16 protein-coding genes are annotated in these 13,083 nt (G+C 67.8%); 9 read left to right on the top strand and 7 right to left on the bottom strand.

The genetic code is table 11. The features are described 5' to 3' along the window. The first annotated feature begins 1 nt into the window (after position 1). The 3 genes from GVY39_RS14625 to dmpG are packed head-to-tail and all read left to right on the top strand — an operon-like array spanning position 2 to position 2,759. Positions 2-787 carry a 2-keto-4-pentenoate hydratase gene (locus tag GVY39_RS14625; protein ID WP_159924668.1) on the top strand — a complete coding sequence of 262 codons (786 nt, stop codon included), beginning with the start codon at positions 2-4 and terminating at the stop codon, positions 785-787. 16 nt (positions 788-803) lie between these two features. After that, positions 804-1,709: an acetaldehyde dehydrogenase (acetylating) gene (locus GVY39_RS14620; protein ID WP_159924833.1), complete on the top strand. Its 906-nt coding sequence runs from the start codon at positions 804-806 to the stop codon at positions 1,707-1,709. A gap of 12 nt (positions 1,710-1,721) precedes the next feature. Continuing rightward, on the top strand, positions 1,722-2,759 hold the full coding sequence (gene dmpG, locus GVY39_RS14615) for a 4-hydroxy-2-oxovalerate aldolase (RefSeq protein WP_159924670.1): 1,038 nt from the start codon (positions 1,722-1,724) through the stop codon (positions 2,757-2,759). Positions 2,760-2,821: 62 nt separating this feature from the next. On the opposite strand, the gene GVY39_RS14610 is transcribed toward dmpG, so the two are convergent. Next, on the bottom strand, positions 2,822-3,385 hold the full coding sequence (locus tag GVY39_RS14610; RefSeq protein ID WP_159924672.1) for a YdeI family protein: 564 nt from the start codon (positions 3,383-3,385) through the stop codon (positions 2,822-2,824). 183 nt (positions 3,386-3,568) lie between these two features. On the opposite strand from GVY39_RS14610, the gene GVY39_RS14605 reads away from it, so the two are divergent. After that, positions 3,569-3,784 (top strand): type II toxin-antitoxin system VapB family antitoxin, encoded by a 216-nt coding sequence (locus GVY39_RS14605; RefSeq protein WP_159924674.1) that lies wholly within the window; start codon positions 3,569-3,571, stop codon positions 3,782-3,784. Beyond that, a complete protein-coding gene (locus GVY39_RS14600) occupies positions 3,781-4,194 on the top strand; it encodes a PIN domain nuclease (RefSeq protein ID WP_159924675.1) in 414 nt (137 codons plus the stop codon). The genes GVY39_RS14605 and GVY39_RS14600 overlap by 4 nt, the downstream gene beginning before the upstream one ends. Positions 4,195-4,219: 25 nt before the next feature. Here GVY39_RS14600 and hsaB read toward each other — a convergent pair whose 3' ends face one another. Genes hsaB through hsaA form a run of 4 tightly spaced genes read right to left on the bottom strand, consistent with a single transcriptional unit; the run spans position 4,220 to position 7,769 of the window. Then, positions 4,220-4,792 (bottom strand): 3-hydroxy-9,10-secoandrosta-1,3,5(10)-triene-9,17-dione monooxygenase reductase subunit, encoded by a 573-nt coding sequence (gene hsaB / locus GVY39_RS14595; protein ID WP_159924677.1) that lies wholly within the window; start codon positions 4,790-4,792, stop codon positions 4,220-4,222. 20 nt (positions 4,793-4,812) lie between these two features. After that, positions 4,813-5,718, bottom strand: coding sequence for an iron-dependent extradiol dioxygenase HsaC (gene hsaC, locus GVY39_RS14590; RefSeq protein WP_043718694.1), 906 nt, complete (start codon positions 5,716-5,718; stop codon positions 4,813-4,815). After that, on the bottom strand, positions 5,718-6,596 hold the full coding sequence (gene hsaD / locus GVY39_RS14585; RefSeq protein WP_159924679.1) for a 4,5:9,10-diseco-3-hydroxy-5,9,17-trioxoandrosta-1(10),2-diene-4-oate hydrolase: 879 nt from the start codon (positions 6,594-6,596) through the stop codon (positions 5,718-5,720). Before hsaD ends, hsaC begins: the two co-directional genes overlap by 1 nt. A 9-nt stretch (positions 6,597-6,605) precedes the next feature. Further along, complete coding sequence (gene hsaA, locus GVY39_RS14580) at positions 6,606-7,769, bottom strand: 3-hydroxy-9,10-secoandrosta-1,3,5(10)-triene-9,17-dione monooxygenase oxygenase subunit (protein ID WP_159924681.1); 1,164 nt, start codon at positions 7,767-7,769, stop codon at positions 6,606-6,608. 198 nt (positions 7,770-7,967) lie between these two features. On the opposite strand from hsaA, the gene GVY39_RS14575 reads away from it, so the two are divergent. The 3 genes from GVY39_RS14575 (at position 7,968) to GVY39_RS14565 (ending at position 10,554) form a co-directional block, all read left to right on the top strand. Continuing rightward, complete coding sequence (locus GVY39_RS14575) at positions 7,968-9,239, top strand: Rieske 2Fe-2S domain-containing protein (protein ID WP_236565459.1); 1,272 nt, start codon at positions 7,968-7,970, stop codon at positions 9,237-9,239. After that, entirely contained in the window at positions 9,239-9,571 is a 333-nt protein-coding gene (locus tag GVY39_RS14570) for a hypothetical protein (RefSeq protein ID WP_159924683.1), read from the top strand. Before GVY39_RS14575 ends, GVY39_RS14570 begins: the two co-directional genes overlap by 1 nt. Before the next feature lie 164 nt (positions 9,572-9,735). Beyond that, a complete protein-coding gene (locus GVY39_RS14565; protein WP_159989308.1) occupies positions 9,736-10,554 on the top strand; it encodes an MBL fold metallo-hydrolase in 819 nt (272 codons plus the stop codon). 6 nt (positions 10,555-10,560) lie between these two features. Here the strand turns inward: GVY39_RS14565 and GVY39_RS14560 are convergent, their stop codons facing one another. Together GVY39_RS14560 and GVY39_RS14555 are read right to left on the bottom strand one after the other, a co-directional pair. Next, positions 10,561-10,971, bottom strand: a complete 411-nt coding sequence (locus GVY39_RS14560; protein ID WP_159924686.1) for a cupin domain-containing protein — start codon at positions 10,969-10,971, stop codon at positions 10,561-10,563. A gap of 30 nt (positions 10,972-11,001) precedes the next feature. After that, on the bottom strand, positions 11,002-12,051 hold the full coding sequence (locus GVY39_RS14555; RefSeq protein WP_159924688.1) for a saccharopine dehydrogenase NADP-binding domain-containing protein: 1,050 nt from the start codon (positions 12,049-12,051) through the stop codon (positions 11,002-11,004). Positions 12,052-12,147: 96 nt separating this feature from the next. Here GVY39_RS14555 and GVY39_RS14550 point away from each other — a divergent pair, with 96 nt between their 5' ends. Then, the gene (locus GVY39_RS14550) at positions 12,148-13,065 is read left to right on the top strand and encodes an AraC family transcriptional regulator (RefSeq protein ID WP_159924690.1); all 918 of its coding nucleotides are present in this window, start codon (positions 12,148-12,150) and stop codon (positions 13,063-13,065) included. Positions 13,066-13,083 lie beyond the last annotated feature (18 nt).

Here is a 13,083-nt window from a genome sequence, read left to right as displayed (position 1 = left end):
CGTGCTGTCCGACGCGGTACGAACCGAACTGGCCGACGAACTCGAGCGCGCGGAGCGCGAGCGGGTGGCGATCGATCCGCTGATCGCCCGCTGTCCCGACATCGACGTGGTCGACGCCTACGAGATCCAGCTGATCAACATCCGGCGCAGGCTCGACGCGGGCGCGCGGGTGGTCGGCCACAAGGTGGGCCTGTCCTCGAAGGCCATGCAGCAGATGATGGGTGTGGACGAACCGGACTACGGGCACCTGCTCGCGGAAATGGAGGTCTTCGAGGATGTTCCGGTCGAAGCGGGCCGCTACCTGTTCCCTCGCGTGGAGGTGGAGGTCGGTTTCGTGCTCGGCGCGGACCTGCCCGGCGCGGAATGCACCGAAGCGGATGTGCTCGACGCCACGGTCGCCTTCGCACCCGCGATCGAGCTGATCGACTCGCGGATCAAGGACTGGAACATCGGCTTGGCCGACACCATCTCCGACAACGCGTCCTCCGCCGGTTTCGTGCTCGGCGCCCAGCGCGTCGCGCCGCAGGACATCGACGTCAAGGCGATCGACGCGGTGCTCACCCGCAACGGCGAGGTGGTCGCCGAAGGCCGCAGCGACGCCGTGCTGGGCGACCCGGTGATCGCGGTGGCCTGGCTGGCGCGCAAGGTCGCGAGCTTCGGCGTCCGTTTGAAGGCCGGGGACATCGTGCTGCCCGGCTCGTGCACCCGCGCCATCGACGCCCGTCCGGGCGATGCGTTCCACGCCGAGTTCGCCGGACTCGGTTCTGTCCGTCTGCAATTCACCTAGGGAGGCTGTCGTGTCCGTGAACGGGACCGTCACCGCCGCGATCGTCGGGTCCGGCAACATCAGCACCGACCTGCTCTACAAACTGCTGCGCTCGGAGAAGATCCAGCCGCGCTGGATGATCGGGATCGACCCGGACAGCGAGGGCCTGAAGCGGGCGCGCGGGCTCGGGCTGGAAACCTCGCACGAGGGTGTGGACTGGCTGCTCGGCCGATCGGAACTGCCCGACCTGATCTTCGAGGCGACCTCGGCGTACGTGCACCGCGCCGCGGCCGGGCGCTATGCCGAAGCGGGCATCCGCGCCGTCGACCTCACTCCCGCCGCCGTCGGCCCGGCCGTCGTGCCGCCGGTGAACCTGAGGGCGAATCTCGACGCGCCGAACGTCAATATGATCACCTGTGGCGGCCAGGCGACGATTCCGATCGTCGCGGCGGTGTCGCGGGTCGTCCCGGTGCCTTACGCGGAGATCGTCGCGTCGGTGTCGTCGGTCTCCGCGGGGCCGGGCACACGGGCGAACATCGACGAGTTCACCAAGACCACCAGCCGCGGCGTCGAGACCATCGGCGGTGCGCGGCGCGGCAAGGCCATCATCATCCTGAACCCGGCCGAGCCGCCGATGATCATGCGCGACACCATCTTCTGCGCCATCCCCGAGGACGCCGACACCGACGCGATCGCCGACTCGATCAATCGGATGGTCGCCGACATCCAGCAGTACGTCCCCGGCTACCGGTTGCTGAACGAGCCGCAGTTCGACGAGCCGTCGGTGGTTTCCGGCGGTATGGCCAAGGTGTCGGTGTTCGTCGAGGTGGAGGGCGCGGGCGACTTCCTGCCCCCGTACGCGGGCAACCTCGACATCATGACCGCCGCCGCGACGCAGGTGGGCGAGGTCATCGCCGAACAGATCACAGCGGCCCGGGTGTAAGGAGCTCACGACATGGCCTACTCAGCAGAACTCGACATCCGCGTCACCGACACCTCGCTGCGCGACGGATCGCATCACAAGCGCCACCAGTTCACCGCCACCGAGGTCCGTGACATCGTCGCCGCGTTGGATGGCGCCGGCGTCCCGGTGATCGAGGTGACCCACGGCGACGGCCTCGGCGGCTCGTCGTTCAACTACGGCTTCTCCAAGACGCCGGAACAGCAATTGGTCACCATCGCCGCCGAGACGGCGAAGCGGGCGAAGATCGCCGTGTTGATGCTGCCCGGTGTCGGGGTCAAGGAAGACATCAAGATCTCGCAGGACAACGGCGCGTCCATCTGCCGCATCGCCACCCACTGCACCGAGGCCGACGTGTCGATCCAGCACTTCGGCTTGGCACGCGAACTCGGGCTCGAGACGGTCGGGTTCCTGATGATGTCGCATACCCAGCCGCCGGAGGTGCTCGCCAAGCAGGCTCGGATCATGGCGGATGCGGGATGCCAGTGTGTCTACATCGTGGATTCCGCCGGAGCGCTTGTGCTGGAGCAGGTTACCGACCGGGTCGCGGCGCTGGTCGCCGAGCTCGGCGACGACGCGCAGGTCGGCTTCCACGGTCACGAGAATCTCGACCTGGCCGTCGCCAACTCCGTCTACGCCATCCGCGCCGGCGCCACGCAGATCGACGGCAGCGCACGGCGTTTCGGCGCGGGCGCGGGCAACACTCCCGTCGAGGCCCTGGTCGGGGTGTGCGACAAGCTGGGCATCAGAACCGGCATCGACTTCTTCGCCATCGCCGACGCCGCCGAAGACGTCGTGCGCCCCGCGATGCCCCAGGAATGCCTGCTCGACCGCCAAGCCCTCATGATGGGCTACGCGGGCGTCTACTCCAGCTTCCTCAAGCACGCCGAACGCCAAGCCGAGCGCTACGGCGTCTCGGCCGCGGAAATGCTCGTGCGCGCGGGCAAGCGCAAACTGGTCGGCGGCCAGGAAGACCAACTCATCGACATCGCGCTGGAACTGCAGCGGGAGAAGGCGACCGTCTCCGCCTGACCGCTGCCGGGCCGCGAACGGAAGCGCCGTTCGCGGCCCGTGTCGCGCCACGGGAATGGTGGCTACATCGCCAGTTCGGCGACCATCCGCCGCAGTTGGTCGGTGCGTTCGGCGGAGGTCCGCGTCTTCATCAGTCGCAGGAAGTAGGCGTACCGCGCGGTACGGTCGAGCTGATCGAACCTGCTGCGTGCGTGCGGGTTCAGGGCGAGCGCGTCGCGCAGGTCGGCGGGGCAGGTGGCCGTGCGCTGACGTTCGTAGGCGGCCGACCAGCGGCCGTCGGATTGCGCGGCGGCGATGGCCGCGAAGCCCGAAGCGCGCATGCGGCCCGCGGCGATCAGCGCTTCGGCTTTGGCGACGTTGACCTGCGACCACGGGCTCTTCGGCCGGCGTGGGGAGTACCGCTGGAGGTAGTGGCCGTCATCGAGGCGGCGGCGGTGACTGTCGATCCAGCCGAAGCACAGCGCGCCGTCGAGGGCCTCGGCGATGGTGATCGTGGTGTCCGCCGCCCCCTTCTTGGCGATTTTCAACCAAACCGCCTCAGCCCGGTCGTGGTTGGCGGCAAGCCAGTCCTCCCATTGCGCGGTGCCGGCGCAGAAGAGGACTTCGGTGCCATCGAGTCGATCCATAGTGCTCTCCTGGGGTACGAAGCTGTTCTACCCTCATAATCCCCATTGAAGTGCTCACCGAATGAGCACTTTTGTCCCGCGACATCGTCGTCTGTGAAGCTTGGCGAGTCGGCAACCGTGGTGGCCGCGATGCATCTAGGATGATATCATTTATTCAGTCTAAGATATCAACGGAGGTGCGTCATGGCTCGAACCGTAATCGACCTGGATGACCAGCTAGTGACCGATGTCTCAAAGGCCCTGGGTACCGGAACGAAAAAGGAGACGGTGAACGCCGCGCTTCGTGAGGTGCTGGAGACTCGCCGTCGGGCGCTGGCTCTCACCCGTCTTCAAGATGCTGCCGCCGACGGTGCGTTTGACCTGGAACTGCTCGAGGACAAGCGGAAATACCGTCGGTGAGCGCGGCTCAGTTCCTCATCGACACGAGTGCCCTTGTTCCCCTCTTCAGGCGGGACGACGAAGCGCTCGCCTGGCAGGGTGCGGCCGCTGCCGGACTTATCGCGATCTGCCCGATAACCGAACTCGAGTTCTTCTTCAGCGCACGCTCTATGGCGGACCGTGAGCAAGCGGTCGATGACGTGCGGGCCATCTTCGGCTGGGAGCCTGTCGATGATCGCGCGTACGACCGAGCCTGGACGGTGCAAGGAGAGCTGACGAAACGGGGTCTGCATCGCAGCGCGGGCCCGGTCGATCTGGTCGTGGCCGCCACTGCCGAGCTCCGCGGACTGACATTGCTGCACCGCGACCACGACTTCGACTGCATTGCAGCGGTGACCGGCCAGCCACACCAGTGGCTCGGCTCGAGCTAGCCGGTGCGCGCCTTGTCGGTCGCTACTACAACCAGGTATCCAACGTCGTCGTGGTGAGGAAGTGCTCCAGGTCGGCGCGCCAAGGGGCCGGGGTGGTCTTGTCCGGCTCGATGGCGGTGTATTGGCCGCGGTAGAACAGCAGGGGGCGGCCGGTGGTGGTGGTCTCGGATAGGGACTGGACCCGGCCGATCACGATGTAGTGGTCGCCGCCGTCGATGACGGTGTCGACCTTGCATTGGATGGTGGCCAAGGCGTCGTCCAGGACCGGAAGCTCCAGGTCCGAGGTGTGCCAGGCGGCGCCGGCGAACTTGTCGGGTTCGCGGGAGCCGAAGCGGGCGCACAGTTCGCGCTGCTGTTCGGCGAGGACGTTCACGCAGAAGCGCCCCGATTTCTCGATCGCCGCCCAGGACCGGGACGCCTTGGTAGGGCAGAACAGCACCAGGGGCGGTTCCAGGGAGAGGGCGGCGAACGATTGGCAGGCGAAGCCGATCGGGGCCTGCTCGCCGTCGAAGGTGGTGATCACGGTGATGCCGGTGCAGAACTGCCCCAGCACATTACGGAACTGCCGTGGATCGATCTCGGATCCGTCCGCGGTCATCGTCTCGCTCGCCCTCTCGGTCACTGCTGCCGCTGGCCGACGGTGAAGTCGTGGCCCCACAGGCTCACCGCGGTGGATTCCCGCGCGATCCAGTCGTGGTCGTCGACTTCCAGTCCCTCACAACCGAATTCGACGTCGAACCCGCCCGGCGTCTTCATGTAGAAGGAGAGCATCTTGTCGTTGACGTGCCGTCCGAGCGTCGCCGACATCTTGACCTTCTTGCGCAGCGCACGGTCCAAAGCCAGTCCGACGTCGTCGGCGTTCTCCACCTCGATCATCAGGTGCACGATGCCGCTCGGTGTCGGCATGGGCAGGAACGCCAGCGAGTGATGGCGCGGGTTGCAGCCGAAGAACCGCAGCCAGGCGGGCTCGCCGTCGGCCGGGCGGCCGACCATCTGCGGTGGCAGCCGCATCGAGTCGCGCAGCCGGAAGCCGAGGACGTCGCGGTAGAACTCCAGCGCCGCCTTGTCGTCCTTGGTGCTGAGCACGACGTGCCCGAGCCCCTGCTCCTCGGTGACGAACCTGTGCCCGTAGGGACTCACCACCCGTCGATGCTCCAGCGCCACGCCGTGGAACGCCTCGAGCGTGTTGCCGGAGGGGTCGTCGAACCGGATCAGCTCGTACACCCGGCGATCGGCCAATTCGGCGGCGGTGCCCTCCTTGAAGGGCACGCCCGCCGCGTCCAGCCGGTTGCGAATGTCCTGCAGCTCTTCGGCGTTGGCGGTCTCCCAGCCCGAGATCTGCAGCCGGTCCTTCTCGCCGGGGACGATCACCAGCCGGGCCGGGAACTCGTCCATGCGCAGATACAGCGCCTCCGGATCAGCGCCCTTGCCCTCGACCATGCCGAGGACCTTCAGCCCGTACTCCCGCCAGGCGGCCATGTCGGTCGCCTCGATACGCAGATAGCCCAGTGAACGGATGCCCATCACTTCTCCTTGACGCCTGCGAGGAAATCAACGGCCAGCCGGTTGAACTCGTGGAACTTCTCCAGCTGTGCCCAGTGTCCGCACCCGCCGAAGACGTGCAGCTGCGCGCGCGGGATCAGCTTGGTCGCCACCAGCGCGCCGTCGAGTGGGTTGACCCGGTCCTCGCGACCCCAGATCAACAGTACCGGCTGACGCAGCTTGTAGGCGTCGCGCCAGAGCATGCCCTTCTCGAAGTCCGCGCTCGCGAACGACTTACCCATGGCTCGGGTCGCGGCCAGCGCCTCCGGCGTGCTCGCCGAGGCGAACCGCTCATCGATCAGCTCGTCGGTGACCAGCGACTGATCGAAGACCATGATGCGCAGGAACGCCTCCAGGTTCTCCCTGGTCGGCTCGTAGTTGAACTTGGAGAGCAGCTTCACGCCCTCGGTCGGGTCGGGCGCGAACAGATTGGTGCTCAGCCCGCCCGGACCCATCAGGACCAGCTTGCCGGCCCGATCCGGGTAGTCCAGCGCGAACCGGACCGCGGCGCCGCCGCCGAGCGAGTTGCCGAGCAGGTGCACCCGCGAGGTGATCTCGAGGTGGTCGAGCAGGTCCTTCAGCGCCGAGGCGCTGTGCACGAAGTACTGCGGATGCTCGGTCGGCTTGTCCGAACGGCCGTAGCCCGGCTGGTCCACCGCGAGCACGTGGAAATGCTCGGCGAGCACCGGGATATTGCGCGCGAAGTTCGACCACGAGGACGCGCCCGGCCCGCCGCCGTGCAGCAGGACGATCGTCGGTCCATTGCCGACGCCCGCCTCGTGGTAGTGCAGCCGCAGGTCGGGCCGGACCTGCGCGTAACGGGAGGTCGACTCGGCGGTGAGTTCCACGGTCGAGGTCACGTCGTCCTCCTACACCATGCCGTCGGTGACGGGAAGGCCGAACTCGTGCGTGCCGTACATCAGGTACGCGCGCTCGGGATCGTTGGCCGCGTGCACCCGGCCCGCGTGCGCGTCCCGCCAGAAACGTTGCAGCGGAGTGCCGTTCGACAGCGCGGTGGCCCCGGAGCTCTCGAACAGCTTGTCGATCGCGGCGATGGAGCGGCCGGTCGCGCGCACCTGGTCGCGACGGGCCCGCACGCGCAGGTCGAACGGAATCTCCTGGCCCGCCGCCAGCAGCGCGTACTCGTCGGCCACGTTGCCCGACAGCTGCCGCCATGCGGCGTCGATGTCGCTGGCAGCCTCAGCGATGCGCACCTTGGCGAACGGGTCGTCCTTGGCCTTCTCACCCGCGTAAGCCGCGCGCACCCGCTTGCCCTGGTGCTCGACGTGCGCCTGGTAGGCGCCGTAGGCCATGCCGACGATCGGAGTGGAGATGGTGGTGGGATGGATGGTTCCCCACGGCATCTTGTAGACCGGATCGGTGTTCTGTTCCAGCCCGGGTGATTTCAGCTCGCTCATGGCGCGGAAGCTGAGGAATCGGTGCGAAGGCACGAAGACGTCCTTCACCACGACGGTGTTGGAACCCGTGCCGCGCAGACCGACCACGTTCCACACGTCATCGATGCGGTAGTCGTCGCGCGGAATGAGGAAGCTGCCGAAATCGACCGGCTTGCCGTCCTTGATCACCGGGCCGCCGAGCACCGCCCAGGTGGCGTGATCGCAGCCGGAGGACCAGGCCCACGCGCCGTTGACGAGGTAACCGCCGTCGACGACCGTGCCCGCGCCCATGGGCGCGTAGGACGAGGAGATCCGCACTTCGGTGTCCTCGCCCCAGACATCTTCCTGCGCCTGCTGCGCGAACAGTGCCAGGTGCCAGTTGTGCACCCCCACAATGCCAGCCACCCAGCCGGTGGAGCCGCACGCGCTGGCGATCTTGCGCACGGTGTCGTAGAAGACCACCGGATCGGCGGCGTGACCGCCCCACTGCTTGGGCTGGAGCAGCCGGAAGAAGCCGGTCTCCTGCAACGCCTTCATGCTTTCGTCGGGGATGCGCCGCAGGTCCTCGGCCTCCTGTGCGCGTTCGCGCAACGCCGGCAACAGCGCTTCGACCCGTTCGGTCACTTCTTGCGTCATCTCGGGACCTGCTCCTGCCTGGTCGGTTGATGTCGGGAATGTCATTTGCCTCTGAGACTAGAACAGGTTCCTATTTCTGTCGAGAACCGGTGTTCACCCCCGCTCGGACATGCGCTCATGCAGGAAGTGAGGTGAATCGCTGGCATCCGGAGCGTCAGTTTTGTAACGTGTTCTAGTACAGATGGAGGAGGAATCGCGATGGCAGTTACCCCACCGCCGCCGAGCGACGGGCCCGGAGGCGGCAGCGTGCGTAACCACGGAGGGACCCGCGAGGCGGTCGATCCGGCGCGGAGCGGCGCGAAGGTCCGGGAACTGGATGTCGGCACCGTGCCCACCCGCTATGCGCGGGGATGGCATTGCCTGGGTCTGGCCAAGACGTTCCGGGACGGCAAGCCGCACGCGGTGAACGTCTTCGGCACCAAGCTCGTCGTCTGGGCCGACAGCAACGGTGAGCTGCGGGTGCTCGACGCCTACTGCAGGCACATGGGCGGCGACCTGAGCATGGGCGAGGTCAAGGGCGACGACATCGCCTGCCCGTTCCACGACTGGCGCTGGTCGGGCACCAACGGTAAGTGCACAGCGATCCCGTACGCGCGCCGGGTGCCGCCGTTGGCGCGCACCAGGAAGTGGACCACGCTGGAGCGCAACGGCCAGCTTTTCGTCTGGCACGACCACGAGGGCAGCCAGCCGCCGCCCGAGGTCACGATCCCGCACATCAAGGGCCCTTACACCGACGCGGACGGCAACCCCACCGAGCAGCTCGACAGCGGGTGGACCGACTGGACCTGGAACTCGATGCTGATCGAAGGCGCCAACTGCCGCGAGATCATCGACAACGTGGTCGACATGGCCCACTTCTTCTACATCCATTTCGCCTTCCCGACGTACTTCAAGAACGTCTTCGAGGGGCACATCGCCACCCAGTTCCTGGAGACCAAGGGCAGGCCGGACATCGGCATGGCCTCCAAGTACGGCGGTGACACGCTGCTGAAGTCCGAGGCCTCGTATTTCGGGCCCTCGTACATGATCAACCCGCTGATCAACATCTACAGCGGTTACGAGGTCAAAAGCGTCCTGATCAACTGCCATTACCCGGTAACGCAGGACTCCTTCGTCCTGCAATGGGGCATCACGCTGGAGAAGCCGAAGGGCGTCGAGGGCGAGATGGCGACCAAGCTGGCGGAGAAGATGACCGAGGGCATCAGCGTCGGCTTCCTGCAGGACGTCGAGATCTGGAAGCACAAGTCCAAGGTCGAGAACCCGCTGCTGTGCGAGGAGGACGGGCCGGTCTACCAGCTGCGTCGGTGGTACGACCAGTTCTACGTCGACCTGGCCGACGTCACCGAGAAGATGACCCAGCGTTTCGAGTTCGAGGTGGACACCACCAAGGCGAACGAGGCGTGGGAGGCCGAAGTGGCCGAGAACTTGCGGCGCAAGCGCGAGTCCGAGGAAGCCGAGGCAAGCGTCTGATGGCGGCCACCTGGGCGAAGGCACCCGATTTCGCCGACCAACCCGCTCGGCGGGCCGAAGTGCGCGCCCAGACGGTGGTCGACAAACAGCGGTACCTGGACGACGGCCTGACTCCGCTGCGGTGTCAGGCCTGCCAGAGCCAGGTGCTGGTGCGCAAGAGCAGTTCGCACCAGACCTCGGTGCAGTGGACCGGCAATCCGGCCGAACGCTGCCCGGTCTTCGCCGAACTGAGTGCCAACGGTCACGGGCCGGGCCGCCCGGACTCCTGTCCCCACCTCGAGCGCACCATCGCCTGGGCCGTGGACGAGGGCGTGCTCGAGATTCCGGACTAGAGCGCGGTATTCGGGGCGGCCCGCCCCGGCCGGTTCGCCGGCCGGTTCGCCCAAGTGGTGACCGCGCTGTCGCGACCGAGCCGTGCTCGGGCTACGTTGACGGGAACCGAAAACCGTGGTGCCGGATCGGGTTCGATCCGGCACCGCAGGAGGGAGTTCCCGTGATGCTGGTGCGGCATCTGGACTGCGCGACCATGTGCCCGGTCGGCGGGCGCGCGCTGCTGGGCAGCGGCGGGCTGCTGACCGGCGGGCTGGTCGGCCATTGCCTGCTCATCGAGTCCGATGCCGGGCTGGTGCTGGTGGACACCGGTTTCGGCATGGCCGACGTGCTGGATCGCGGCAGGCTGGGCTTCGGCGCCGCGCGGCTGCTGCGGCCGCGGCTGCGTCCGGAACTCACCGCGCTGCACCAGGTTCGCGGGCTCGGCTACCGGCGCGAGGACGTCCGGCACATCGTGCTCACCCATCTCGATCTCGACCACGCCGGCGGGCTGTCGGACTTTCCCGACGCCACCGTGCACGTCTTCGCCGACGAACTCGACGCGGCGATCCAGCGCCCCACCCTCGGTGAGAAGTTGCGCTACCAGCCGCGCCAGTGGGAGCACGGACCCCGCTGGCTGGCCCACGAAACCGGCGCGGACACGTGGTTCGGCTTCACCGCCGTCCCGGTGCTCGAGGACATCATGCTGATTCCGCTGGTCGGGCACACCAGAGGGCACAGCGGGGTGGCGATCCGGCAGAGCGACGGGTGGTTGCTGCACTGCGGTGACGCCTATTTCCACCACCGCCAGCTGGCGGCGGAGCAGGCCCGTGCGCCGATCGGGCTCGGCGTCTTCGAGGTGCTCGCGGGCACGCTGGGGCGAGCGCGGGTGGAGAACCTGGAGCGGTTGCGCACGCTACACGCCGAACACGGCGACCGGGTGCGGATGTTCTGCGCGCACGATCCGCACGAGCTGGCCCGATTCGCCACGGTTCCGGTGCGCTGAACCCGGTCAGTCCAGCCGGAAATCCGCGAAATCGAATCCCGGCGCGACGATGCAGCTGACCAGCACGTGATCCGCGCCCGCGGGGCGTGCCGACTGGCTGACACCACCCGGCACCACGGCCTGGAGCACCTGCCCGCGCTCCAGATCAGGCCCGAGGATCACCACCTCCCCGCCGATGCTCAGCTCCAGCGGTCCGCCGCGATGCCACAACCACAGCTCGTCGGAGCGCACCGTGTGCGGGGCCGACCGCTCGCCCGGCAGCAGGAGGAAATAGATGGCGGTGGCCGCCGCGCGCGGACCCGGGTATCCCTCCGGCGTGAATTCGACCGGGCTGCGCCATGTCTGGCGATACCAGCCACCCTCGGGGTGAGGTGCGAGATCGAGCGTCACGGCGAGCGGTGGTCGCTTGTCGGTCATCGTTCGACTATGCCCGATGTCCGCCGCTGCTCAGCCCTCCTCGATACGCCAGGTGATTCCGAACGGCGCCAGCGCATCGAGGAAATCGGCGGCATCGAACACTTCGGCGGGTGCGAGCGCGCCTGGTGCTGCGGCGCCCTCGGCCAGCCGGACGGCGGTCTGCGCTGCCATCAGCGCCGAATCGCGGTAGGAGTCGACACCACTGAGCACGCCGCGGACCCGCCGCCCGTCCGTGCCGGACGTGTCGACGACGAGGTCGTAGCGCAGATCCGAGCTGGGCTCGTCGGGCAGCGCGTCGATGACCTCGGCGGTGAACTCGCTGAGCATCTCGAGGATCGATGTGGCGAGGACGCCTTCGACGTAGGAGACATCCGAGTGGCGGGGGATGGTGAGGACCGGTGGCTGCGGAAATTTCGCGACGGTGGTCGGCTCGGTGTCACCGGGGAAGGTCATCTTGTCGTGGCGTGCCGTGGTACCGGTACGCAGCTCACCGTCGGCGTAGTGCCAGCCACCGCTGCGGAACCAGTCCAGGCTGGCGAACACAGTCTTGGCGCTGCCTTTGGAACCGTGGCCACCGCTCTTGCTCAGGTGGCTCAGCACCACCTCGGCAGGCCCGGTCACCCGGCGCGTGCTGAGATGAGCGAGCAGGTCGCCAGGGACGTTGCTGTCGGTGACGCCGGCGACCAGGGTGACGCCCGCCGCCGCGGCGCGCGGCCCGAACTCGTCGAAGACCCGCTTCAGGAACAGTTGCTCGCCGGACATGTCGGTGTAGTGCGCGTCCGCCTCGATCGCCGCGGCGAGTACCGCCGCGCCGTGCTCCACGTAGGCGGGCAGGCTGCTGATCACCACGTTCGCGTCGGTGAACGCGGTGACGAGGGCCGCGTGGTCGCTCAGGTCCGCCACTCGTACGTCGGCGTCCGGCAGTTGTGCGGCGGTGGCGGCGGCCCGGATGCGGTCGGCGTCGCGGCCGACCAGGATCGGGGTGAGTCCGCGGCGGCGCAGTTCGGCGAGCAGGTAGCGACCGGTGTGGCCGGTGGCACCGTAGACGGCGATGGCGGGGGAGGCTTCTTTCGTTGTCATGCGAAGAAATCTATTGCCCATATTTGAGCGGAACAATGCCGAAGAAGCTCGACCGTTTGTCCAAAACGCTCATCGTTAGAGTGCTACGGTGAACTGGTGGACATCCTCAGCGAAACCATCGCGGCCATCCGCACCGGCAGCCCCACCTCCGGTCTGTTCATCCGGCATGCTCCGTGGGGTCGTAGGTATCCCGTGGTGCCCGGCGCGGGTTTCCACGTCGTCCTGCAGGGCTCGTGCTGGGCGGTGCCGCCGGAGGGCGAACCCATGGCGCTCGGCGTAGGGGACGTGTTGTTCATGCCGCGCGGCGCCGACCACGATCTGGTCGACAGCCTGGACAGCGCGGTCACCGAGATGGCGCAACCCGGCGAGCCCCGGGAGGTCGTGGGGCCGGGCGTCCGGGCCGCGCTGCTGTGCGGCGCCTACGAACTCGGACGCAGCCGCAGCCACCCGATCCTCGACGAGTTGCCCGAATTCATCCACCTGCCCGCGCGTCCCGGACGGCATCCCGCGCTGCGCGGCGCCGTCGATCTGCTGGCCGCCGAGATCGCCGAGCCGCGCCCGGGCAGCGACGCGGCCGTGCCCGCGATACTGGAGACGTTGCTGCTGTTCATCCTGCGCGCCTGGTTCGATGAGCAGGCCGACGTGCAATCCTCCGGCTGGGCAGGGGCTTTCGCCGACCCCGCGGTCGCGACGGTGCTGCGGGCCGTGCACGAGGAGCCCGCGCGGGCATGGACCGTTTCCGACCTCAGCGACGTCGCCGGTGTCTCCCGCGCGACCCTCGCTCGCCGCTTCACCGCGACGGTCGGTGAACCGCCCCTGGCCTATGTCACTCGCTGGCGCATGCTGACCGCAGCCCGTCTGCTCCGCGACACCGACAGCAGCCTCGGCGCCGTGGCCCGCCGGGTCGGCTACGCCTCGGAATTCGCCTTCGCGAAGGCCTTCAAACGCGAATACGGCCTCGCGCCGGGCCAGTACCGCCGAGCGTCCGACAGCACGCCCCTGGTCGCGGTCTGATCGCGGCCGGAACCCGAT

It is taken from the genome of Nocardia sp. CY15 (genome assembly GCF_009829295.1).
Taxonomy (GTDB): domain Bacteria; phylum Actinomycetota; class Actinomycetes; order Mycobacteriales; family Mycobacteriaceae; genus Nocardia; species Nocardia sputi.
This window is presented reverse-complemented; position numbering and strand designations above follow the sequence as displayed.